Origin of the sequence: Streptomyces sp. NPDC096040 (assembly GCF_040303265.1) — a bacterium.
In the GTDB taxonomy this organism is placed as follows: Bacteria; Actinomycetota; Actinomycetes; order Streptomycetales; family Streptomycetaceae; genus Streptomyces.
The window spans coordinates 87,978-107,833 of record NZ_JBEOTA010000018.1 but is presented as its reverse complement, the minus strand read 5'-3'; the positions used below and the strand labels follow the sequence as shown (position 1 = coordinate 107,833).

The following is a 19,856-nucleotide window of genomic DNA, read 5'->3' as shown; positions in this document are numbered from 1 at the left end:
GTGGGCACGGGGCGCGACGTCCGCGTTTCGTAAGGAGCCGACGCCCGTTATGTCCGGTTCACGTTCGTAGGGTGACAACCGTGACCATCTCACCATCCTCCCCGACGACGGACGTGGACGTCGTCCTCCCCTGCCTGAACGAGGCCGAGGCGCTGCCCTGGGTGCTGGGCCGGATCCCTGCGGGCTGGCGGCCCCTCGTGGTGGACAACGGCTCCACGGACGGCTCGGCGGACATCGCCCGGGCGCTCGGCGCGACCGTCGTCCACGAGCCGCGGCGCGGCTTCGGCGCGGCGTGCCATGCGGGGCTGACCGCCGCGACCGCCGACATCGTCTGCTTCTGCGACTGCGACGCCTCCCTGGATCCGGGGCTCCTCGTGCCGTTCGTGCGAGAAGTCCTCGCCGGGGAGGCGGACTTGGTGCTGGGCCGACGGCGGCCGCAGGGCCGCGGGGCCTGGCCGGCGCATGCCCGTGCCGGGAATTTGGCGCTGGCACGGATGCTACGGCGCCGTACCGGGCTGCGGCTGCACGACCTCGGCCCGCTGCGGGCGGCGCGCCGCGAACCGCTGCTCGCGCTGTCGCTCGACGACCGGCGCAGCGGCTATCCGCTCCAGATGGTGGTGCGGGCGGCCGACGCGGGCTGGCGGGTCGTGGAGCACGAGGTGCCGTACCGGCCGCGCACCGGTGTCTCGAAGGTCACCGGCACCTGGCGCGGCACCTGGCAGGCGGTGCGGGACATGAGCCGGGTACTGAAGGAACCGCCTCGGGTGCGGGCCGGTGGGGGTTGAGCGCGCGGTTCCCCGCGCCCCCAGAGGGGCGCTGCGCTCACGCCGGCTGCCTGGCTGCGGGCAGTCGTACGTCCTCCCCACCCCGCGTCACCACTCAAGGAACCCCCACATGACCACCCTCCTCGTCATCGCCAAGGAGCCCAGGCCCGGTCGGGTCAAGACGCGGCTCACCCCGCCGTTCTCCCCCGAGCAGGCCGCCGCCCTCGCCGAGGCGTCCCTCGCCGACACCCTGCGGACGGTCGCCGACACCCCCGCCACGCGCCGCGTCCTCGCCCTCGACGGCAGCCCCGGCCCGTGGCTGCCGGCCGGCTTCGACGTCGTACCGCAGTGTGCCGGCGGGCTGGACGAGCGGCTCGCGCACGCGTTCGCCGGCTGCACCGGTCCCACTCTCCTCATCGGCATGGACACCCCGCAGGTCACCCCGGCCCTGCTCACCGTGGACTTCGCGGACTGCGACGCCTACTTCGGTCCCGCCGAGGACGGCGGGTTCTGGGCGCTGGGGCTGGCCGACCCGGACCCCTCGCTGCTGCGCGGGGTGCCGATGTCCACGCCGGAGACCGGCGCGGTCCAGCGGCAGCGGCTCGTCGCCGCCGGGCTGCGGGTCACAGACCTGCCGAGGCTGCGGGACGTGGACACCGCGGCGGACGCGACCGCCGTCGCCGCCCTCGCACCGCGCGGCCGGTTCGCCGCCCGCCTGGCCCGGTGCACGGCGCACAGCGGGACGGGCCGCCGATGACCACCTCGCCGCCTGTCGCCTGGACCGGCGCCGACCCCTACGCCGCCGCGCTGCGCGCCGGCCGCGGCCCGCTGTTCCTGCGCCGCACCGACGGGTGGCTGCTTCCCCTGGACGTCGAGCGCTGGTGCGCGCGGGCCGACCCGGTCGACCGGGAGGTCCTGGACCGCTGCGAGGGTGCCGTCCTCGATGTCGGCTGTGGCCCCGGGCGGCTCGTCGCCGAACTCGCCGCCCGGGGCCGTACCGTCCTCGGTATCGACGTCAGTGCGGCCGCCGTCGACCACACCGTGCACCTCGGCGGCCAGGCGCTGCGCCGCTCGGTCTTCGAGCCGCTGCCCGGCGAGGGCCGCTGGGGCACCGTCCTGCTCATGGACGGCAACGTCGGTATCGGCGGCGACCCGCGCGACCTGCTGGACCGGGTCGGCCAACTCCTCGCCCCGGGTGGTCTGTTGATCGCCGAGACCGCTCCGGTGGACGTCGACGAACGCGCCCATGTCCACCTCACCGACGCCCATGAGGCGGTCGGTGCCCCCTTCCTCTGGGCACGGCTCGGCACCGCGGCCCTGCTGCGGTACGCGTGGGGATGGGAGCGGGCCGGTCAGTGGGCGGCCGGTGGCCGCCGCTTCGTCGCGCTGCGCAGCCGGCGCGCCAGCAGCAGTGCCGAGCCGCCGAAGAGCAAAGCGGTGATCAGCAGCCAGCGGGCGAGGTAACCGTCCGCGGACAGGCCGGTGGCCGACTGGTAATGCCCGGCCACCATCCCGCTGATCAGCGGGAACCACACCAGCAGGAGCAGCGCGGAGAGCGCGGCCGGGACCCGGACGTACATCGACCACCCCCGGCGCCCGGCGGCGCCCAGCCCGCGTACCGCCGCCCGGTCGGCCAGCGAGTACAGCGGCAGCAGTACGAGGTCGTGCAGCAGGGCCGCCCCCACCACCCACAGTGCCACGCCGAGCCAGTCGCCGGACAGCAGTCGTACGCCGGCATAGGCGGCGAGCGCGAACGAGCAGGCCAGCAGGAGGATCTGCAGGGGGCTGCCGAGCGGGAGGCGCAGCCGCCCCAGCAGGACGCCGACGGGCAGGGGCGAGCGCATCACAGGTCTCCGAAGGTCATCCGGGCCACCCACTTGGTGTTGAGCACACCGGGTGCGGCGGGCACGATCACGCGCGCCGGGTAGCCGTGGTCGGGGGACAGGTCCTCGCCGTTCACCTGGAGGGCGAGCAGGGAACGCGGGTCGGCGACCTGGTTGGCGCGCAGGGCCGCACGGCGGAAGGCGCCGTGGAGCTGGATCGACTCGACGAGCACGTCCGGTGGGTCGCCGTCGTAGCCGACGAGCGCCGCGAGGTCGCGCAGCCGTACCCCGCGCCACCACTGGTCGGCGGTCGACCAGCCCTCGACGCAGGCGATGGGCAACGCGGCGCTGTGCAGGGGCAGCTGGAGCAGCTCGGTGCGGCTGAGGCGGACCGTCCGGCCGTCGCGTCCGGTGACGACCAGCCGCCAGGCCTCGCCGCCGGTCTCCTTGGCGTCGATCCCGGCGTACGCGGCCGTCTTGTTGATCTGGAAGCCGTTCGGCCCGCTGCCGGGGTCGGCTCCGCCGTGCGGTGCGAGCAGGGCGGTGCGCCGCAGCGCGCCCCCGACGCTCTGCCCGGCCGTGGTGACGAGCAGCAGCAGGGACGCGCCCCCGACGAACCACAGCGCCCCGCGCCGGGACACCGTCGGCGCGTCCGGCCGGGTGGACGCCAACTCGCCTTCGTGCCCCCGCCGTTGCCGGACCGCCCGGAGCGCCGCCGGCACCTTGAGCGCCGCGTGCGCCACGAACGCGGCGAAGAACACCCAGGCGCCGTAGAAGTGCAGGGGGTAGAAGGAACCGGGGAAGACGTAGTCGAGCTGGACGTTGAGGACACCGGTCGTGAACTCGAAGAGACCGCCGCCGACCAGCAACAGCAGCGAGATCCGCTCCAGGGCGTGGGCGAGCGAGCGGGCCGGGGGCAGCGTGAACAGCTTCGGCACCACCGACCACAGCTTGGCGAGCAGCACCGGGATCAGGGTGACGCCGAGGGTGACGTGCAGGCCCTGGGTGAGCCGGTAGAGCCAGTACGGGTTCGTCGGCCACGAGAACAGGTAGAAGCCGAGGATGCCCTTGTCCGGCGTCTGGTCGTTCACCGGGGCCAGGTTCGGGTTGTACGCGGCGTACGACACCAGTCCGGTCACGAACAGCACGGTGATGCCGACGAGCAGCACGAGGCCCAGCACCGAGGTGAACCAGGTGCCGCGCAGCGGGCTGCGCCAGAAGCCGGGTGAGGAGGGAAGCCGCGGGTCGTCGTGTCGCATGGTCCGACGGTAGGCCGGGAGAACCCCGTGAACGGGTGCGCAACCCATGACGAAAGTCTGACGTCAGCGGCCTGATCCGCTCTTTCGGACGGTCGCCCGCCTAACGTTCCGGTGTGACCCGCGCTCCCCACCGTGATCGGCACGCCGATCTGTACGCCGTCCTCGCCGCGGCCCTGCTGGTGCTCGTCGCCGTCCTGGTCGGCCGGCACATCCAGGACGCCTACCGCACCCTGTTCGTGCACTGGCCGCCGCTGTTCGCCGACTGGGACCCGCATGTGGGCCCGGGCACCCCGGCCGCCGTGCTGGTCGCGGTCGCCGTGGTGGCGTACGGGCCGAACCTGGCGGTGCGGCTGCCGTGGCGCGGGCTGCTCGCCGCGGCCTGGGGCGCCTGTCTGGCCTGGACCTGGTCGCTGGCGCTGGTCGACAGCTGGCAGCGGGGCGTGGCGGGCCGGCTCACCAACCCGAACGAGTACCTCACAGGCATCGGCCGCTTCCACGACATCCCGGCGACCCTGCGCGACTTCACCCACCACATCGTCAGCGGCACCCCCGCGCCCTGGCCTACCCATATCGCCGGCCACCCGCCGGCGGCCACCCTCACCTTCGTCCTCCTTGACCGGATCGGGCTGCACGGCGGCGGCTGGGCGGGCGCCTGGTGCATCACCGTCGGGTCGACGGCCTGTGTCGCCGTGCTGGTCGCGGTGCGGGCGCTGGCCGACGAGCGGCTCGCCCGGCGTGCCGCGCCCTTCCTGGTGCTGGCGCCGGCAGCGGTGTGGGTGGGCGCCTCGGCCGACGGGTACTTCGCGGCGGTCGCCGCCTGGGCGGTGGCGCTGCTGGCGCTGGCGGTGACCGGACGGTCCGCGGGGTGGGCGGCGGGTGCGGGACTGCTGTACGGCCTGACCTGCTATCTGTCGTACGGCCTGACGCTCTTCGCGCTGATCGGGGCGGCGGTACTGGTGCTCGGCCGGCGCCGGGTCCGGGCCCGGCCGGTCATCCTCGCCCTGCTGGTGGCGGGGACGGCGGTGGTCCCGGTCGCGTTCACGCTCGCCGGGTTCGACTGGTGGGAGGGGTACCGGCTGCTGGTCACCCGTTACTACCAGGGCATCGGCGGCACCCGCCCGTACGGCTACTGGGTGTGGGCCAACCTGGCCTGCACGGTGATCATCACCGGGCCGGCTACGGCGGCGGGGCTGCGGCGGGCAGGTGCCACGCTGATCCACCGCCGTACGGCGGGCTCCGCACCGACCCGCCTCGCCTTCCTGGTGACGGTCGCGCTGCTCGCGCTGCTGGTCGCCGACGTGTCCGGCATGAGCAAGGCGGAGACGGAGCGCATCTGGCTGCCCTTCGCGATGTGGCTGCTCCCGGCCTGTGCGTTCCTGCCCCGGCCGCGCGCCTGGCTCACCGCACAGGCGCTGCTCGCGCTGCTGCTGAACCATCTGCTGTTCACCGGCTGGTGACTCCCCCCGGTCTCTGGCCGACCACTGACGGCGCACACCTCGGCGGTACGGCAGGCGCTGCTGCCCCGGATCGCCCCTCCACACCCAGCTCCTTCCCACGGGAAGTATCAAGCTCTGTCTTTTTAAAGCAGGTGAAACGTTCGGGAAACGGCGCGCCGCGACTCTTCCGTGCAAACGACCGGGGACGAGAGAGGGCAGAGTCGTGACGGAGATCGTCGGCAAAGAAGCGCCGCCGGCCGTGCCGGACGGCGGGACGGACGGGAAGCGGACGTACAACGACTGGGCGAAGAACGACACGCTGGAGGACTACTCGCTGCGCTACGCTCCGAAGTCCTTTCGCCGCTGGACCCCCTATGTGGTGGCCACCACGGCGCTCGGCGGTATCGCCTATCTCGCGGATTTCGCCATCGGCGGCTCGATCGCCATCTCCAACGGCTTCTCCAGCGCGATGGTGGCGATCCTGACCGCGGCGGTGGTCATCTTCCTCACCGGCATCCCGATCTCGTACTACTCGGCCAAGTACTCCATCGACATGGACCTGTTGACCCGAGGCGCCGGCTTCGGCTATCTCGGCTCGACGCTCACCTCGGTCATCTACGCCAGCTTCACCTTCATCTTCTTCGCCCTCGAAGGCTCGATCATGGCGCAGGCCCTGGAACTGGGCCTGCACATCCCGCTCGCGGTCGGCTATCTGATCTGCTCGGTCATCATCCTGCCGCTCGTCGTCTACGGCATGACCGCGCTGTCGAAGATGCAGGTGTGGACGCAGCCCGTCTGGCTGGTGCTGATGGTCGCGCCGTTCGTGTCCATCGCCATCCAGGAGCCGGGCAGGTTCTCGGAGTTCACGCACTTCGCGGGCAACTCCCCCACCGGGTCCGGCATCAGCATGCTCGGGGTGGGCGCGGGCGCCGGTGTGGCGCTGTCGCTGATCGCCCAGATCGGTGAGCAGGTGGACTATCTGCGGTTCATGCCGGACAAGACTCCGGAGAACGGCAGGAAGTGGTGGGGTGCGGTGCTCTCCGCCGGTCCGGGCTGGGTGGTGCTCGGCGCGGCCAAGCAGATCGGCGGCGCCTTCCTCGCCTTCTACATCGCCGGCAGCGTGGGCCTGGCCAAGGCCAACGAGCCGATCCAGCAGTACGTGCACGGCTTCAGGACCTTCGCCGCGCCCGTCGCCCTGGGCCTGGCCACGTTCTTCGTGATCCTCTCCCAGATAAAGATCAACTCGACGAACGCGTACTCCGGTTCGCTGTCCTGGTCGAACTTCTTCTCCCGGCTGACCCATCGTCACCCCGGCCGTGTCGTCTACATCTTCCTCAACGTCGGCATCGCGCTGGCCCTGATGGAGGGCGGTGTCTTCGGCTTCCTCAACACCGTCCTCGGTTTCTACTCCAACGTGGCGATCGCCTGGATCGGCGCGGTCGTCGCCGACCTGGTGATCAACAAGCCGCTCAAGCTGAGCCCGTCGTACATCGAGTTCAAGCGCGCCCATCTGCACAACTTCAACCCGGTGGGCTTCGGTTCGATGCTGATCGCGTCGGCGGTCTCGATCGCCGCCTACTTCAACGCCTTCGGGGACTACGGCAAGGCGTACTCGCCGTTCATCGCGCTGTTCCTGGCCATGGTGCTCTCGCCGCTGTTCGCGGTGCTGACCAAGGGGAAGTACTACATCGCCCGCGTCGACGACCTGGCGGAACCGCTCCTTGGCGCGGACGGGCTGCCCTCGGCGGCCGTGCTGACCTGCACGGTGTGCACGACCGAGTTCGAGCGGCCGGACGTGGCCAACTGCCCCTTCCACGCGGGGGCGGTCTGCTCGCTGTGCTGCAGCCTGGAGAAGGACTGCCACGACTCCTGCAAGAGCGGGCCGGTCGCGCTCACCATGCCGGCGGTACGCGCCGCGGACTGACCGGCCCCACCACCCCTCACCGCTCCGGCCGGCGCCCTTCGGCGCGGGCCGGAGCACCTGTCTGCAGGCCGTCCACGAGGAGCCGGATCTGCCGGTCGGCCTGCCCCTTCCAGTCCCCGGCCGCGTCCAGCCGCAGCAGTCCCCCCATGGCCCGGACCACGTCACCGGTCTCCAGGTCGGACCGGACCGTGCCGGGCGCGACGGCCGCGCTGTAGAGGGCGTCGATGGCGTCGTAGACCTTCGTGTACGACTCCGAGGCCGATGTCTCGCCGGCGGGTCCCACGCTGCGCAGCGCCTCGGACATGTGCTGTCTGGTGACGAACAGGCCGGCCAGGCGGCCCATGAACTCGCGCAGCGCCCGGTCCGGCGGCAGCGCCGCGAAAAGCTCGTCCCCTACGGCGCACAGCTGGTCCACCTCGTGCTCGTGGGCGGCGAGGACGAGGGACTCCCGGGTCGGAAAGTGCCGGTAGAGGGTGCCGATGCCGACCCCGGCCGCCCCGGCGATGCCGTCCAGCGGCGCGTCCTTGCCGGTGCGCGTGAACTCCTCCAGGGCCGCCGCCACGAGCTTCTCCCGGTTGCGGCGGGCGTGGGCGCGCACGGGACGCGCGGGTCCTTGTCCGTTCATGGGGTACTCCCCCCCAGGCCGGTCACCGTACCTGGCATCCTCCCCACTTACTTACCGGAGGATCGCAGTCCACACCGCCGAGGGGCTCGCCTGTCAGCTGGTCTTGAGGTCGGGGTGGACCTCCTCGACGCGGTCGCGCTTGGAGTACATGTCCCAATAGAGCCCGGCCAGGTCAGCCGGATCGACAACCGGCAAGGAAGCCGCCAGGGAAGCCGCCTCGGGGTCGGCGGCAGCCGCCTCCGCGGCCTCGCTGCCGGTGATGAAGGCGGCGATGGACAGGGTGCCGGCGTAGACGCCGGAGGCGGCGAGTTCGCCGTTCAGGGAGTACAGCCAGTTGCGGGCGGCGGCCATCAGCGGGCCGACGCCGCTCGCGTGGGGCATGGGGTGGACGGCGGTGGCGCCGGTAGTCATCAGGAATGCGCCGTCACCGCGCTCCTTCCATTCCGCAAGCACGGCCTGGACGATTGCCAACGGCGAGAGCAGGAGCAGCGGGATGTCCTGAGCCAGGGCGTCCGGTTCCAGCTGGGCGGCCGGGGTGAACCGGCCGCTGGGGATCGGGCCGTACTCGATCACGTCGATCTGGCCCAACCGCTCGCGGATGGCCTCGATCAGGGCGGGGATATCCTCCGGCGCGGAGAGGTCGGCAGTGAAGCCGGCCGCCTCGATACCCTCGGTACTGAGCTGGTCGACCAGGGCATCGAGGCGGTCCTTGCGACGCGCCACCAGGGCAACACGGAAGCCCTCGGCGGCGAAGCGTCGGGCGATCGAGGTGCCGAGACCCTGGCCGGCGCCGAAGACAGCGATCACTTTGGACATGGGGTGCTCCTCCAACTACTGCGGCAGTGACGGTGAATGATGACGGCGAGGAGGTCTGGATCAGCCCTTGGCGTTCCACACCAGCGGCGCCTCGCGGATCCACGCGCCCTGTTCGACGGCATCGATCATGAAGCCGGCGAAGTCCGTGCGGCTGATCCGCATGGCTGGTTTGTCGGTGCCGCGTTCGGCGGCCTTCACCGGGCCGCCTGCCGGTTTGTCGCTGAGGGCGACGGCACGGGCCAGGGTCCAGTCGGCGCTGGAGGCACGGACGGTCTGGTCGACTCCGTCATGGTCGGTGAAACCGGCCTTGGATCCCTTGATGAACGCCGCAGCAGGCCGAGCAACGTGTCGCTGTCCTGCGCGCCGTGAACGCCGTAGCGGCCGTCGACGACGGTGAACGGCGCACCGGTCGCGCCCAGGCGCTGCGCGCGGCGGGCGTCGTCCTGCACCTGGATGCGGTGGCGGCGCTCGGTCAGCACCTGACGCGCCTCGTCGCGGTCCAGGCCCAGTTCATCGGCGAGCCGGAGCAGGTCGTCCAGGGCGAAGACGGATTCGGCCTTGCCGAAGTAGGTGCGGAAGATGGTGTACCAGGCTTCGCGGTTCTTGCCCTGAGCGGAGGCGTGGGCCAGGAACTCGTGGACGAGCTCGGTGTTGCCGACGACGTTATCCAGCACTCGGTACGGGCTCAGGCCCTCGGCAGCGGCCAGCGACTCGGTCTGCCCGGTCGCGGCCTCCGCCTGCGCGCCGCTGATGCCGTGCTTGCTCAACAGTGCATCGCGGACGCTGACCGTGCGGTCGGCGGGGAAGCCGTTGCCCAGCGGGAAGGAGTGGTGGATCACCTCGACCTCGTCGCCGTGCTCGAACCGCTCCACGGCCCGGTCCACACGGTGGCTGCCGAGCCCGCACCAGGGGCGGGTCACCTCGGCCCAGATCTCTACCTTCACGGCCTGACCTCCAATTCCTACAATTTGTTCGTAACGCCATGATGCGCCAGTATGGAAGTCGTTACAAAAGGCACATCGGTGTGCGCGACGGAGAGGAATGGGCGCCATGCAGGACAGCACTGGTATGGAGATGGCGGCCGCGATCGGGCCATGCGCGAGCATCCCCGCCGACCAGATGGCCTTCATCCGGCAGGTGCTCGACCGGGTCGGCGACAAGTGGAGCATGCTGATCATCGCCGTCCTGGAGGACGGCCCCCTGCGCTACACCGACCTGCAGCGCCAGATCCCCGGCATCTCCCAGCGCATGCTCACTCACACACTGCGCCAGCTCCAGGAGGACGGCCTGGTCACGCGGACCGCCTACGCCGAGGTGCCGCCGCGCGTGGAGTACGCCCTAACCCCGCTCGGCCGCGGCCTGCACGAGATCGTCATGCAGTTGATCGGCTGGGCCTCCGACCACCACGACGAGATCCGCGCGAACCGCTCCCGCGCCGGCACCTCCTCGTCCCGGTCCTGAGCCACGGTGCCCACCGACGTTCGGGGGTGTCGGACGGAAGGGCGAAGGAGCCATCCGGCCAGCTGCTACACCGAGTCGTCGTCCTCGTCGAGGTGGACGGTTGCCGGGTCACGCAGAGGCCGCAGTCCCTCGTGCGGCGAGCGGGCGGCGAAGCTGTAGCGGCCCGGCAGCATGGTGCTGTGCGACATCGACCGTCCGATGCGGTTCGCGCATGACGCGGACTTCCTGTCGATCGCCTTCATCATGTCCGGCGCGGACGTCGCCGCGCGCAGCCCGTTCGCGGCCGGCGAGCCGCGGATGCCGGGCGCGGACCGTGGACCGGGCCGGATCGTCCGGCAGTTGACCACCACGTCGCACGAGAAGCGCGAGCAGCTCTCCGAGAGCACCTTCGACGATCAACCGCGGCCGGGTGCCGGGGCGACATCGTCCTCGGCATCCTCGGCGCACGGCTCTTCCGGTTCGGCGTTCAGCGTGCTGGGGGGCAGCAGGGAGAGATGGGAGAGGTCGTCGGGCGGGGGTTTCCGCAGCGACCACAGAGGCGCGGCGGCGCCGTCGGCGACCGCGGCCGGGGCGTCGGTGAGGTTCATGCGCTCGCGCAGCCGGCCGTAGAAGTCCATCGGCGCGAGCCGGATCACGCGCAGCCGGACCGGTGCGGCGTACACGCCGATCCAGTCCCCCGGCCCCAGGACGCCCCGCACCTGTCCGTCGACGCTGACCGCGACCTGCCCCGAGTGTTCCAGGATGCGCAGTCCGACGGCCTCGTTCGGGGCCGTGACGACCGAGCGGTTGAACGCCATGTGCGGGGCGACCGGCGTGAAGACGAGCGCGTCGGCGCACGGCGAGACGACGGGACCGCCGGCGGCGAAGCTGTAGGCGGTCGAGCCGGTCGGGGTCGCCACCAGCAGCGCGTCGGCGGAGTAGGAGGCGAGCAGCCGCCCGGAGACATACACGCCGATGGACACCTGACGGTCCCGGGAGAGCTTCTCCAGTACGACGTCGTTGACCGCGGTGACGTGCAGGGGCACGCCCCACTCCGCGTCCTCCTCGCAGTCCGTGCGCACCTGGGGCGGCGGCAGCAGCGGCCCGCGGCCGTAGCGCATCAGCTCCTCCATGTCGGAGGGCATCTCCAGACGGCGGGAGGCGCGCATGGTGAGCAGCATCCGGCTGTCGACGGTGAACCGGTCCTCGCGGACCGCGTCCAGCGCCTCCCGCACCGAGGAGGCCGCCACCTCGGTCAGGAAGCCGACCCGGCCCAGGTCGACGCCGAGGACCAGAGCGTCGTTGCGGGCGGCGAGCCGGGCGCCGCGCAGGAAGGTGCCGTCGCCGCCGAGGGTGACGATCAGGTCGGGGTCGCCCGCGGCCGCGACCTCCTCCACGGAGTGGTGCCGTCCGCCGTCGTTCCACACGTCGATGTCCGTGCACCGCACATCGTGCTCCGCCGCCCACGCCCGCACGGCACGGGCGGCTTCCACCGCCTCCGCGCGGCCCCCGTGCACCACAAGTCCGAGCCCGTTCACCGTCATCTCCGCCTCCAGGACACCCGTGCTCCGCCGTTGCTCCCACGCTGTCACGGCCGGGCGGATCTCACAGGCCAAGGGAGGTGGCCAGCCGGGTGAGCTCGGCCGTGGTGTTGATGTCGAGCTTGGCGCGGATACCGGCGGAGGTAGGCGTCGACGGTGTGCCGGGAGAGCCCCATGTGCCGTGCCGCCTGCAGGTATCTGCAGCCCGCGGCGATGTGCTTCAGCGTCTCGCGCTCACGCGGGGCCAGCGCGACGGCGGCGGTCCCGGTGTGCTGGGTGACAACGGAGAAGCTCATGAGGATCCCTTGCCGGATTGACCGATAATGGCGGTTTGTCCGTTTACAAAACCCTGGAAGCGAACTCGTCACCAACGCGTTCCGGTACGGCCGTCCGCCCGTCCGCCTCCGGCTCATCCACGACGACCACAGCCTCACCTGCGAGGTCTTCGACTCCAGCAACACGGGCCCGCACATGCGACGGGCCCACACCTACGACGAGGGCGGCCGCGGCCTGCTCCTCGTCGGCCAGCTCAGCCAGCGCTGGGGGCACCCGGCACGCCAGCACCGGCAAGACCGTCTGGGCGGAGCAGTTCCTCAGGGAGGAGTGAGTTTCCGGCGAACAGGTCTCAGGGACCGAACACCGGGCGGGCCCAGGTGGGCGGGGGCTCGGCGGGTCCGGTGTTCCGGCGGACGGTGGGGGTCCTTCGCGCGGGCCGGTCCGGCGGGGCCGGCTCCCCCGGTACGACGCCGAACGCGGCGAGCCGCAGCGCCCCCACGAACTCCAGGCAGGATTCGTAACGGTCCCCGGGAACCTTGGCCAGCGCCTTGGCGAACACCGCGTCCAACCCCGGCGGCAACCCGGACCGCACCTCGCTCAGCGCGGGCGGGCGGTCGTACTGGTGCGCCCACAGCAGCGCGATGTCCTCGTCCCGGACGAAGGGCGGACCGCCGGCGAGCATCTCGAAGACCACGCAGGCGAGACTGTAGAGATCGCACCGGCCGTCCACCGGACGGCCCGAGATCTGCTCCGGCGCCACATAGTCCAGCGTGCCGACGAACTCGCCGACCGTCGTGAACCCCGTCAGCGACAGCGACTTCTTGGTGAGCCCGAAATCCGTGAGGTACACGTGCTCCGGGTGGTCGCTGTCCGTGCCCCGCGCCACCAGCACGTTGCCGGGCTTCACATCCCGGTGCACCAGATCGTGCTCATGTGCCGCGTCGAGGGCCGAGGCGATCTGCGCGGCGATCCGCAGCGCCGCCTCCACCGGCAGCACACCCTCCCTGTCCAGCAGCACACGCAGATCCGGGCCCGACACATAGCGCATCGCGATGTAGAGCACGCCGTCCGTCTCGCCGGCCTCGAAGATCGGCACGATGTGGGGGTGGTCGAGGGCGGCCGCCACACGCGACTCGTGGGTGAAGCGGCGACGGAAGGTGTCGTTGCGGGCCATCTCCGGGGCGAGCAGCTTCAGGGCGACGGTGCGGTCCAGGCGCAGGTCCGTCGCACGGTAGACGACGGCCATCCCGCCCCGCCCGATCTCACCCTCGACCTCGTACCCCGCGATGCGCGTCGCCATCACATGTTCACCCCGTAACGTGTCAAACCTGATCAAATCGTAACCATCGGTGCGGCGCCGCGCGCCTGGGGCGGCGGGCGGGAACTCGCCGCCTAAAAGGCGGCCGCCTGCCAGCCCGTCCAGCGCGACACCGTCACGAAAATGACCGCGCCGTGGGGGGGACGCTCCCGGTACTGCGGGTATTTCTCGCGCAGTGGCTCGATGACCGCCGCGTCGGCAGGGATCACTCGCGCGTCACCGTCCGCCCGGACCCACCACAAGTGGTCCCAGTTCTCGTCGTATGCGTCCACGAGCAGGCTCACGGACGGCTGTGCGGCGATGTTGCGCAGCCGTTTGAGGCGGGGCGTGGTCTTGGGCTTGTGGTCCACGGCGGTGACGATCCCGTCGGCCCCGTGCCGTGCGAAGACGACCGGCACCAGATGCGGGCGGCCGGTCTCGTCGACGGTGGCGAGCCGTGCCACGCGTGCATCGGCGAACCGCCGCCGAGCCTCACCCTCGCCCAGTTCCGGCATGGCGCTCCCTCTCCCTCAGGCGCCACGCAGGGCGTCCAGTACGTCGGCGTCCGTCAGTTGCCCGAAGTCGTCGTACCACTGGCCGACCGCGCTGAACAGGGCCGGCCGGCACGGGCAGACGACGAGGTCGGCCTCGCCGGCGAGCGCGTCCAGGGAGTCCGGCGCGCCGACGGGGACGGCCAGCACGGTCCGGGCCGGGCCCCGGCGCCGTACGTGGCGCAGGGCGGCGCGGGCGGTGGAGCCGGTGGCCAGGCCGTCGTCGACGACGATCACGGTACGGCCGCGCAGCTCGGGCGCCGGCCGCCCCTGCCGGTACCGGCGCTCGCGGCGGCGCAGTTCCCGCCGCTCGCGTTCCACCACCGGGGCCAGGGAGTCCTCGCTCATGCGCAGGTGGGCCAGGGTCGCGTGGTCGAGGAGCGGCGGGTCGTCCCCGGCGATCGCGCCGACACCGAACTCCTCGTGGTACGGGGCTCCGATCTTGCGTACGACGAGCACGTCGAGCGGGGCCGAGAGCTCCCGCGCGACCTCCGCGGCGACGGCCGCCCCGCCCCGCGGCAGCGCCAGCACGATGGGGTCAGGCAGACCACCCTCGTCGCGCAACTTCCCCAGCACGGCCGCGAGTTCGCGACCGGCCTGGGCGCGGTCCCGGTAGCGCACGGTTCGTCCTCTCGGGCCGGGGTCGGTCCCCTTCTTCCATGCTCACACCCGAAGGCGTCGAAGACCGAGTCCAACCCCAAAGAATTCGCGCACACGTTCTATAGGCCGTGCTCAAGGGCCCGGTCAGAAGACGACCCACCATCCTTCTCGGGCCGCCTGTTCGGCCGTGTACGACACCCCGTCCGCCTTGAGGCCGGCGGTGCCGAGGACGGTGATCTCGCCGCCTTGGTCGCCGAGTTGGGCGCCGCCGGACAGCGGCACGGCGAGGGTGGCACCGGCGGCCGGCGGGCCGGGCGGGACCGGGGAGGCCTGCCCGACGCGGTCGAGCAGGCGCCAGCCGGTGAGGTCGACCGGGGTGGGTGAGGCGTTGAGGAGGGTGACGGTCTCCCCTTCGGGCGCGGGGCCAGGCGGGTTGACCAGCGCGGCGACGATCCGGACCGGCTGGTCGCCCGGGGCGGGACGGGAGGTGTCGACGCCGTCGAGGGCGTGGCCGGTGACGTCGTCGGTGTGCCAGGCCTGGTTCTGGAAGGCGAGGAAGATCCCGACCCAGCGTTCCTGGACCTGACCGTCTCCGGGGAGGCGGATGAGCAGCCCGCCGTCCTGCCACACCCCGTCGTCGCTGCGGAAGCGGCCGCTGTTGCCCTGGTTCATGTGGATGTCGTGGACGCCGTTGCCGGGGAGGAAGCCGAAGACCTTGTCCTTGACGGCGGTCTCGGGCCCCCAGCGCTCGCCGAACAGGTACAGCCGGGCACTGGGGTCGTCGACGGCACGGCGTACGTAGTGGTCGAGCAGGTCGGCCAGGTCGTTGTCGGGGCCTGAGCGGTCGGCCGGCAGGACGCGCATCCGCGCCGGGTCGAAGAGGTTGCCGCGCACGAAGTCGAGGTTGGGCCCGCCGGGCCCGGGCGGCAGGGTGTTCCAGCCGCTCGTCAGGCCCTCCAGGCGGACGGTGAGGGGGTGCTTGAAGTCGTCGTCGACGAGATAGAGCAGTTCGGCGGGCTTCTGCTGCGAGAGCACGTTGACCGCGGCCCGGTAGTGGACGCCTGTGTCGTCGGTGAGATGGATCTGGTAGTGCGGGCTGTCGCCGGCGCCCTCCCGCCGGATGTCGACGGCCCGGGTGATCAGTACGCCATAGGTCTTCAACGGCATGTCGGCCAACTCCCCGTGAAGGCAGGCGGTTTGCCCGCCCATGGCGGGGATCGTACGGGCCCGGGGCGGGTTCCGGTCCGTCCTGGACGTTTCTGTCGGTCCTGTGAACAGATGGTGTGCGCCCCGCGGAGCCTGGCCGATTCCCTACGATCGTTCCGTGGTCACCTTCCTTCTCCAACGCACGGCTCCGCTGCCCATCGACGAGGCGTGGCGCCGGCTCACGGAGTGGTCCGCGCACGCCGATGCGGTCCCGCTGACCCGGATCAGCGTGCTCACCGATCCCCCGACCCATGAGGGCACGGTCTTTGTGGCCCGTTCCGGGCTCGGGCCGCTGTCCTTCGAGGACCCCATGGAGGTGACCGTCTGGGAGCCCCCGGAGGACGGCGGCTCCGGCCGGTGCCGCCTGGTCAAGCATGGCCGGGTGGTGCTCGGCTGGGCCGAACTGCAGGTGCGTCCCGGGCCCGGCGGCCGTACCCGGGTGATCTGGCACGAGGAACTACGGGTGCGGGGGATGCCGTCGGCCTTCGACCCACTGCTGGACCGGGCCGCCCGGGCGGTGTTCGGGCGGGCGGTCAACGCGCTGCTCAGGAAACCGTAGCCGCCGCCCTGGCCGCCTCCCCTTGGCAGATCCCGGCCGCACGATGGGCAGTGGCCCTCCGGTGCCGAACGGTCACCGTGGGTCGATGCGGCCGGGAGGCACGGAGGTGGCGTTCTTCGCGCCCGGGGAAGTGAAGCTGTTGCGGGAGGCCGGGCACCCGCGCGGATGGGTCCGCGGCGAGGTGCTGATGCGGGAGGGCGAGGCGGCCGACTCCGTCGTCCTGCTGACGGCCGGTCTGGTGAAGGCGACGGTCGACTCGGCCAACGGCTGCACCAGTCTGCTCGCCCTGCGCGGCCCCGGTGAACTCCTCGGCGAACTCGCCTGTGTCGACGGCGGCCGGCGGGCCGCGACGGTCACCGCGATGCGCCGCTCGGAGGGCGTGGTAGTCGCCGCGGACGCCTTCCTGCGGCTGCTGGAGCGGGACCCGGCGCTGTGCCTGGCGGTGCTGCGCGGTGTCGTGGGCCGGTACGGGACTCCGACGGGCTGCGCGCCGAACAGGGCGCCCGCACCACCCGGGCCCGGGTCGCCGGGCTGCTGGTGAAGCTCGCCGTGCAGTACGGCTCGGCCGCGCCGGAGACCTGCCGGGTGCCGTCACGGTCTTCAACCAGCGTGAACTGGCCGCCGCCACCGGGGCGTCCAGGGAGTCGGTGGTGCGCTGTTGGCGGGCGATGCAGCAGGAGGGCCCGGTGGCCACCCGCCGGGGCCGCACCGTCGTACTCGACCTGGCGGGGTTACGGCGCTGGGCGGCGAGGGGACCCGGTCCGCTCGCGCCGCGAGGGCAGAGGAGTTGCACCGCGAACGCATCGGAACGGAACTCCCCCCGCCGAACGCGTCATTTGACGCTGTACGACGCCCATGAAGGCGCTTCCATCGTCCCCTGGCGCCCGGACCGGTAGGGCGATCGGGGGAACAGACCGAGCGCTCCGCTCCCTGAGGGGTGGCCTGGGCCGGGGGGCTAGGCCACCGACCCGATCCGCCGCGCGGGCGTCGATGTCGATGTCGTGTCGTGGTGGATCGGGGTGTGGGCGCCGGTGAGGGAGAGGCCGCCGCCGCCGCGGCGGTTGGCGACGATCTCGGCCGCGATCGACAGGGCGGTCTCCTCGGGCGTACGGGCGCCCAGGTCCAGGCCGATGGGGGACCTGAGGCGGGCCAGCTCCAGCTCGGTGACGCCGACCTCGCGCAGCCGCTGGTTGCGGTCCAGGTGGGTGCGGCGGGAGCCCATCGCGCCGACGTACGCCACCGGCAGGCGCAGGGCGAGCCGGAGCAGCGGGATGTCGAACTTGGCGTCGTGGGTGAGGACGCAAAGGACGGTACGGCCGTCCACCTGCGTACGCTCCAGGTAGGTGTGCGGCCACTCGACGACGATCTCGTCGGCCTCCGGGAAGCGGGACTTCGTGGCGAACACGGGCCGCGCGTCGCACACCGTCACGTGGTAGTCGAGGAACTTGCCGACGCGGACCAGCGCGGACGCGAAGTCGATCGCCCCGAAGACGATCATCCGGGGTGCCGGGACCGAGGACTCGACCAGCACCGTGAGCGGTGCTCCGCAGCGGGAGCCCTGCTCTCCGATCTCCAGGGTGCCGGTGCGGCCCGCGTCCAGGAAGGCTCCTGCCTCGGCGGCCACCGTGCGGTCCAGCTCGGGGTGGGCGCCGAAGCCGCCCTCACAGGAGCCGTCGGCGTCCACCAGCAGGGCGCGGCCGAGGAGTTCGGCCGGCCCGGTGACGATCCGCGCGACCGCCGCCGCCTCCCCACGCGCGGCGGCGGCCAGCGCGGCCGCGACCACCGGCCGGGCGGGGTCGTCCGCCCGTACCGGGGTGACGAGGATGTCGATGACGCCGCCACAGGTCAGGCCCACGGCGAAGGCATCCTCGTCGCTGTACCCGAAGCGCTCCAGGACGGTTTCGCCGTCCTCCAGCGCCTGTCGGCACAGCTCGTACACGGCGCCCTCCACACACCCGCCGGAGACCGAGCCCACGGCGGTGCCGTCGGCGTCCACCGCGAGGGCGGCGCCGGGCTGACGCGGGGCGCTGCCGCCGACCGCCACCACCGTGGCCACGGCGAAGTCACGTCCGTCCGCGACCCACCGGTTCAGCTCCTCGGCGATGTCCAGCATCTCTCGGTCTCCTTTGGAGGAAAGGCGCCCCGAAGGGGGGCGGGGCTGTGTACATGTGCGGCCCCGCCGCGTGGGCGCGACCAGCCACGACGGGCCGGCGGACGACCGCCGGCCCATCACGGCTTCGCCGGTGGAGCGTCTAGTGGACGCCGAGCCAGCTCTCGATGGGATTGAGGGCGAAATAGACCAGGAAGATGGCTGTCAGGCCCCACATGAATGCCCCGACTTCCCGTGCCTTGCCCTGAGCTGCCTTGATGGCGGTGTAGGAGATGACGCCGGCGGCCACACCCGTGGTGATCATGTAGGTGAAGGGCATCAGGACGACCGTCAGGAACACCGGGATGGCGGTGGCCCGGTCGGCCCAGTCGACGTGCCGGGCGTTCATCAGCATCATCGCGCCGATGACCACCAGGGCGGCCGAGGCGACCTCCTGCGGGACGATCGCGGTGAGCGGGGTGAAGAAGAGACAGGCCGCGAAGAACAGGCCGGTGACCACCGAGGCGAGTCCGGTACGGGCACCCTCGCCGACGCCGGTCGCCGACTCGATGAACACGGTCTGCCCGGAGCCGCCGGCCACCCCTCCGATCGCGCCGCCCGCGCCGTCGATGAACAGCGCCTTGGACAGGCCCGGCATCCGGCCCTTGTCGTCGGCGAGCTCGGCCTCCGTGCCGACGCCGATGATGGTGGCCATCGCGTCGAAGAACCCGGCGAGCACCAGGGTGAAGACGATCATCGCCACGGTCATCGCGCCGACCTTGCCCCAGCCGCCGAACTCGACGTGCCCGAAGAGCGAGAAGTCCGGCATGGAGACGGCGGAGCCGTGCAGTGCGGGAGCGGCGCCGGCCGCCCACTGCTTGGGGTCGATGACCCCGAGACCGTTGAGTACGGCCGCCACGACCGTGCCGCTGATGATGCCGATCAGGATGGCACCGGAGACGTTCCGGGCCTGGAGCATGAAGATCAGCAGCAGCGTGCCGGCGAAGAGCAGCACCGGCCAGCCGGTGAGTTGGCCCGCGGGGCCGAGGGTGAGCGGGGTGGCCTTGCCCTGGTGCACGAAGCCGGACTTGTAGAGACCGATGAGGGCGATGAACAGGCCGATGCCCATGGTGATGCCGTGCTTGAGCGCGAGCGGGATCGCGTTCATGATCATCTCGCGGAGGCCGGTGACGACCAGGAGCATGATGACGACGCCGTACATCACGCACATGCCCATCGCCTGCGGCCAGGTCATCTGCGGGGCGACCTGTGAGGACAGCACGCCGGAGACGGAGAGGCCGGCGGCGAGCGCGAGCGGCACCTTGCCGGCGAAGCCCATCAGCAGCGTGGTGAAGGCCGCCGCGAACGCGGTCGCGGTGATGAGGGCCTTCTGGCCGAGGGTGTCCCCGGCCGCGTCCTTGCCGGACAGGATCAGGGGGTTGAGCAGGAGGATGTACGCCATCGCCATGAAGGTGGTGACGCCGCCGCGGACCTCACGAGCGACCGTGGATCCTCTCCCGGATATGTGAAAGTACCGGTCGAGCCAGGACCGGCCGGCCGTGACGCGGGTGCCTTCTCCCGCGTCTTCTGCGACGGTCTTCGGCTCGAGTGACTGCTGGGTCATATGGGCCTGCTCCCAAGGTTCAAAGG

Annotated in this window: 22 protein-coding genes and 2 pseudogenes; 10 read left to right on the top strand and 14 right to left on the bottom strand. The window is 71.7% G+C overall.

Annotation, left to right across the window (positions count from 1 at the left end):
- Positions 1 to 86 precede the first annotated feature (86 nt).
- The 3 genes from ABTY98_RS25105 to ABTY98_RS25095 all read left to right on the top strand — a co-directional run bounded on the left by ABTY98_RS25105 (position 87) and on the right by ABTY98_RS25095 (position 2,228).
- Positions 87 to 785 carry a glycosyltransferase family 2 protein gene (locus ABTY98_RS25105; RefSeq protein WP_471509770.1) on the top strand — a complete coding sequence of 233 codons (699 nt, stop codon included), beginning with the start codon at positions 87 to 89 and terminating at the stop codon, positions 783 to 785.
- Positions 786 to 894: 109 nt separating this feature from the next.
- Complete coding sequence (locus ABTY98_RS25100; RefSeq protein WP_352223199.1) at positions 895 to 1,521, top strand: TIGR04282 family arsenosugar biosynthesis glycosyltransferase; 627 nt, start codon at positions 895 to 897, stop codon at positions 1,519 to 1,521.
- Positions 1,518 to 2,228, top strand: coding sequence for a class I SAM-dependent methyltransferase (locus ABTY98_RS25095; protein ID WP_352223198.1), 711 nt, complete (start codon positions 1,518 to 1,520; stop codon positions 2,226 to 2,228). The genes ABTY98_RS25100 and ABTY98_RS25095 overlap by 4 nt, the downstream gene beginning before the upstream one ends.
- On the opposite strand, the gene ABTY98_RS25090 is transcribed toward ABTY98_RS25095, so the two are convergent.
- Together ABTY98_RS25090 and ABTY98_RS25085 are read right to left on the bottom strand one after the other, a co-directional pair.
- Positions 2,117 to 2,608 carry a hypothetical protein gene (locus ABTY98_RS25090; RefSeq protein ID WP_352223196.1) on the bottom strand — a complete coding sequence of 164 codons (492 nt, stop codon included), beginning with the start codon at positions 2,606 to 2,608 and terminating at the stop codon, positions 2,117 to 2,119. The genes ABTY98_RS25095 and ABTY98_RS25090 overlap by 112 nt on opposite strands.
- Positions 2,608 to 3,846, bottom strand: a complete 1,239-nt coding sequence (locus ABTY98_RS25085) for a molybdopterin-dependent oxidoreductase (RefSeq protein ID WP_352223195.1) — start codon at positions 3,844 to 3,846, stop codon at positions 2,608 to 2,610. Before ABTY98_RS25085 ends, ABTY98_RS25090 begins: the two co-directional genes overlap by 1 nt.
- Positions 3,847 to 3,959: 113 nt before the next feature.
- Between ABTY98_RS25085 and ABTY98_RS25080 the strand changes: the two genes are divergently transcribed.
- Together ABTY98_RS25080 and ABTY98_RS25075 are read left to right on the top strand one after the other, a co-directional pair.
- A complete protein-coding gene (locus ABTY98_RS25080) occupies positions 3,960 to 5,303 on the top strand; it encodes a hypothetical protein (RefSeq protein WP_352223194.1) in 1,344 nt (447 codons plus the stop codon).
- Positions 5,304 to 5,505: 202 nt separating this feature from the next.
- Positions 5,506 to 7,206, top strand: coding sequence for a purine-cytosine permease family protein (locus ABTY98_RS25075; RefSeq protein WP_502994335.1), 1,701 nt, complete (start codon positions 5,506 to 5,508; stop codon positions 7,204 to 7,206).
- A gap of 16 nt (positions 7,207 to 7,222) precedes the next feature.
- Here ABTY98_RS25075 and ABTY98_RS25070 read toward each other — a convergent pair whose 3' ends face one another.
- The 4 genes and pseudogenes from ABTY98_RS25070 to ABTY98_RS25055 form a co-directional block, all read right to left on the bottom strand.
- Entirely contained in the window at positions 7,223 to 7,831 is a 609-nt protein-coding gene (locus ABTY98_RS25070; protein WP_352223193.1) for a TetR/AcrR family transcriptional regulator, read from the bottom strand.
- 93 nt (positions 7,832 to 7,924) lie between these two features.
- Positions 7,925 to 8,647: an SDR family NAD(P)-dependent oxidoreductase gene (locus ABTY98_RS25065; protein ID WP_352223192.1), complete on the bottom strand. Its 723-nt coding sequence runs from the start codon at positions 8,645 to 8,647 to the stop codon at positions 7,925 to 7,927.
- A 60-nt stretch (positions 8,648 to 8,707) separates the two neighbouring features.
- Positions 8,708 to 8,902: pseudogene (locus tag ABTY98_RS25060) on the bottom strand (NAD(P)-dependent oxidoreductase); the annotation flags it as partial.
- The gene (locus tag ABTY98_RS25055) at positions 8,842 to 9,591 is read right to left on the bottom strand and encodes a DsbA family oxidoreductase (RefSeq protein ID WP_352223191.1); all 750 of its coding nucleotides are present in this window, start codon (positions 9,589 to 9,591) and stop codon (positions 8,842 to 8,844) included. The gene ABTY98_RS25055 and the pseudogene ABTY98_RS25060, both read right to left, overlap by 61 nt.
- A gap of 97 nt (positions 9,592 to 9,688) precedes the next feature.
- Here ABTY98_RS25055 and ABTY98_RS25050 point away from each other — a divergent pair, with 97 nt between their 5' ends.
- Positions 9,689 to 10,108, top strand: a complete 420-nt coding sequence (locus ABTY98_RS25050) for a winged helix-turn-helix transcriptional regulator (RefSeq protein WP_352223190.1) — start codon at positions 9,689 to 9,691, stop codon at positions 10,106 to 10,108.
- A 65-nt stretch (positions 10,109 to 10,173) separates the two neighbouring features.
- Here ABTY98_RS25050 and ABTY98_RS25045 read toward each other — a convergent pair whose 3' ends face one another.
- Together ABTY98_RS25045 and ABTY98_RS25040 are read right to left on the bottom strand one after the other, a co-directional pair.
- Positions 10,174 to 10,494 (bottom strand): hypothetical protein, encoded by a 321-nt coding sequence (locus tag ABTY98_RS25045; RefSeq protein WP_352223189.1) that lies wholly within the window; start codon positions 10,492 to 10,494, stop codon positions 10,174 to 10,176.
- Positions 10,495 to 10,503: 9 nt separating this feature from the next.
- Complete coding sequence (locus ABTY98_RS25040) at positions 10,504 to 11,631, bottom strand: NAD(+)/NADH kinase (protein WP_352223188.1); 1,128 nt, start codon at positions 11,629 to 11,631, stop codon at positions 10,504 to 10,506.
- A gap of 351 nt (positions 11,632 to 11,982) precedes the next feature.
- On the opposite strand from ABTY98_RS25040, the pseudogene ABTY98_RS25035 reads away from it, so the two are divergent.
- Positions 11,983 to 12,235 (top strand): annotated as a pseudogene (locus ABTY98_RS25035) (ATP-binding protein); the annotation flags it as partial.
- A gap of 18 nt (positions 12,236 to 12,253) precedes the next feature.
- Here the strand turns inward: ABTY98_RS25035 and ABTY98_RS25030 are convergent.
- From ABTY98_RS25030 to ABTY98_RS25015, 4 genes are all read right to left on the bottom strand, one after another.
- Positions 12,254 to 13,204, bottom strand: coding sequence for a serine/threonine-protein kinase (locus ABTY98_RS25030; RefSeq protein ID WP_352223187.1), 951 nt, complete (start codon positions 13,202 to 13,204; stop codon positions 12,254 to 12,256).
- Between the two features lie 92 nt (positions 13,205 to 13,296).
- Entirely contained in the window at positions 13,297 to 13,716 is a 420-nt protein-coding gene (locus ABTY98_RS25025; RefSeq protein ID WP_352223186.1) for a TIGR03668 family PPOX class F420-dependent oxidoreductase, read from the bottom strand.
- A 15-nt stretch (positions 13,717 to 13,731) separates the two neighbouring features.
- On the bottom strand, positions 13,732 to 14,373 hold the full coding sequence (locus ABTY98_RS25020) for a phosphoribosyltransferase (protein WP_352223185.1): 642 nt from the start codon (positions 14,371 to 14,373) through the stop codon (positions 13,732 to 13,734).
- Positions 14,374 to 14,496: 123 nt separating this feature from the next.
- Positions 14,497 to 15,519: a DUF2278 family protein gene (locus tag ABTY98_RS25015; RefSeq protein WP_352223266.1), complete on the bottom strand. Its 1,023-nt coding sequence runs from the start codon at positions 15,517 to 15,519 to the stop codon at positions 14,497 to 14,499.
- A gap of 157 nt (positions 15,520 to 15,676) precedes the next feature.
- Between ABTY98_RS25015 and ABTY98_RS25010 the strand changes: the two genes are divergently transcribed.
- The 3 genes from ABTY98_RS25010 to ABTY98_RS25000 all read left to right on the top strand — a co-directional run bounded on the left by ABTY98_RS25010 (position 15,677) and on the right by ABTY98_RS25000 (position 17,013).
- Positions 15,677 to 16,117 (top strand): SRPBCC family protein, encoded by a 441-nt coding sequence (locus tag ABTY98_RS25010; protein WP_352223184.1) that lies wholly within the window; start codon positions 15,677 to 15,679, stop codon positions 16,115 to 16,117.
- An 85-nt stretch (positions 16,118 to 16,202) separates the two neighbouring features.
- On the top strand, positions 16,203 to 16,658 hold the full coding sequence (locus tag ABTY98_RS25005; RefSeq protein WP_352223183.1) for a Crp/Fnr family transcriptional regulator: 456 nt from the start codon (positions 16,203 to 16,205) through the stop codon (positions 16,656 to 16,658).
- Positions 16,570 to 17,013, top strand: a complete 444-nt coding sequence (locus ABTY98_RS25000; RefSeq protein ID WP_352223182.1) for a helix-turn-helix domain-containing protein — start codon at positions 16,570 to 16,572, stop codon at positions 17,011 to 17,013. The genes ABTY98_RS25005 and ABTY98_RS25000 overlap by 89 nt, the downstream gene beginning before the upstream one ends.
- 59 nt (positions 17,014 to 17,072) lie before the next feature.
- Here ABTY98_RS25000 and ABTY98_RS24995 read toward each other — a convergent pair whose 3' ends face one another.
- Positions 17,073 to 18,230, bottom strand: coding sequence for an XdhC family protein (locus ABTY98_RS24995; RefSeq protein WP_352223181.1), 1,158 nt, complete (start codon positions 18,228 to 18,230; stop codon positions 17,073 to 17,075).
- A gap of 139 nt (positions 18,231 to 18,369) precedes the next feature.
- On the bottom strand, positions 18,370 to 19,830 hold the full coding sequence (locus tag ABTY98_RS24990; protein WP_352223180.1) for an NCS2 family permease: 1,461 nt from the start codon (positions 19,828 to 19,830) through the stop codon (positions 18,370 to 18,372).
- Positions 19,831 to 19,856: the final 26 nt, after the last annotated feature.

What these genes read in the sequence shown, in the direction of transcription:
- ABTY98_RS25100 (WP_352223199.1), top strand. Translation starts at nt 895, where the DNA reads ATGACCACCCTCCTCGTCATCGCCAAGGAGCCCAGGCCCGGTCGGGTC.
- ABTY98_RS25095 (WP_352223198.1), top strand. Translation starts at nt 1,518, where the DNA reads ATGACCACCTCGCCGCCTGTCGCCTGGACCGGCGCCGACCCCTACGCC.
- ABTY98_RS25090 (WP_352223196.1), bottom strand. Translation starts at nt 2,608, where the DNA reads ATGCGCTCGCCCCTGCCCGTCGGCGTCCTGCTGGGGCGGCTGCGCCTC.
- ABTY98_RS25085 (WP_352223195.1), bottom strand. Translation starts at nt 3,846, where the DNA reads ATGCGACACGACGACCCGCGGCTTCCCTCCTCACCCGGCTTCTGGCGC.
- ABTY98_RS25070 (WP_352223193.1), bottom strand. Translation starts at nt 7,831, where the DNA reads ATGAACGGACAAGGACCCGCGCGTCCCGTGCGCGCCCACGCCCGCCGC.
- ABTY98_RS25065 (WP_352223192.1), bottom strand. Translation starts at nt 8,647, where the DNA reads ATGTCCAAAGTGATCGCTGTCTTCGGCGCCGGCCAGGGTCTCGGCACC.
- ABTY98_RS25050 (WP_352223190.1), top strand. Translation starts at nt 9,689, where the DNA reads ATGGGCGCCATGCAGGACAGCACTGGTATGGAGATGGCGGCCGCGATC.
- ABTY98_RS25040 (WP_352223188.1), bottom strand. Translation starts at nt 11,631, where the DNA reads ATGACGGTGAACGGGCTCGGACTTGTGGTGCACGGGGGCCGCGCGGAG.
- ABTY98_RS25030 (WP_352223187.1), bottom strand. Translation starts at nt 13,204, where the DNA reads ATGGCGACGCGCATCGCGGGGTACGAGGTCGAGGGTGAGATCGGGCGG.
- ABTY98_RS25025 (WP_352223186.1), bottom strand. Translation starts at nt 13,716, where the DNA reads ATGCCGGAACTGGGCGAGGGTGAGGCTCGGCGGCGGTTCGCCGATGCA.
- ABTY98_RS25015 (WP_352223266.1), bottom strand. Translation starts at nt 15,519, where the DNA reads ATGCCGTTGAAGACCTATGGCGTACTGATCACCCGGGCCGTCGACATC.
- ABTY98_RS25005 (WP_352223183.1), top strand. Translation starts at nt 16,203, where the DNA reads ATGCGGCCGGGAGGCACGGAGGTGGCGTTCTTCGCGCCCGGGGAAGTG.
- ABTY98_RS24995 (WP_352223181.1), bottom strand. Translation starts at nt 18,230, where the DNA reads ATGCTGGACATCGCCGAGGAGCTGAACCGGTGGGTCGCGGACGGACGT.
- ABTY98_RS24990 (WP_352223180.1), bottom strand. Translation starts at nt 19,830, where the DNA reads ATGACCCAGCAGTCACTCGAGCCGAAGACCGTCGCAGAAGACGCGGGA.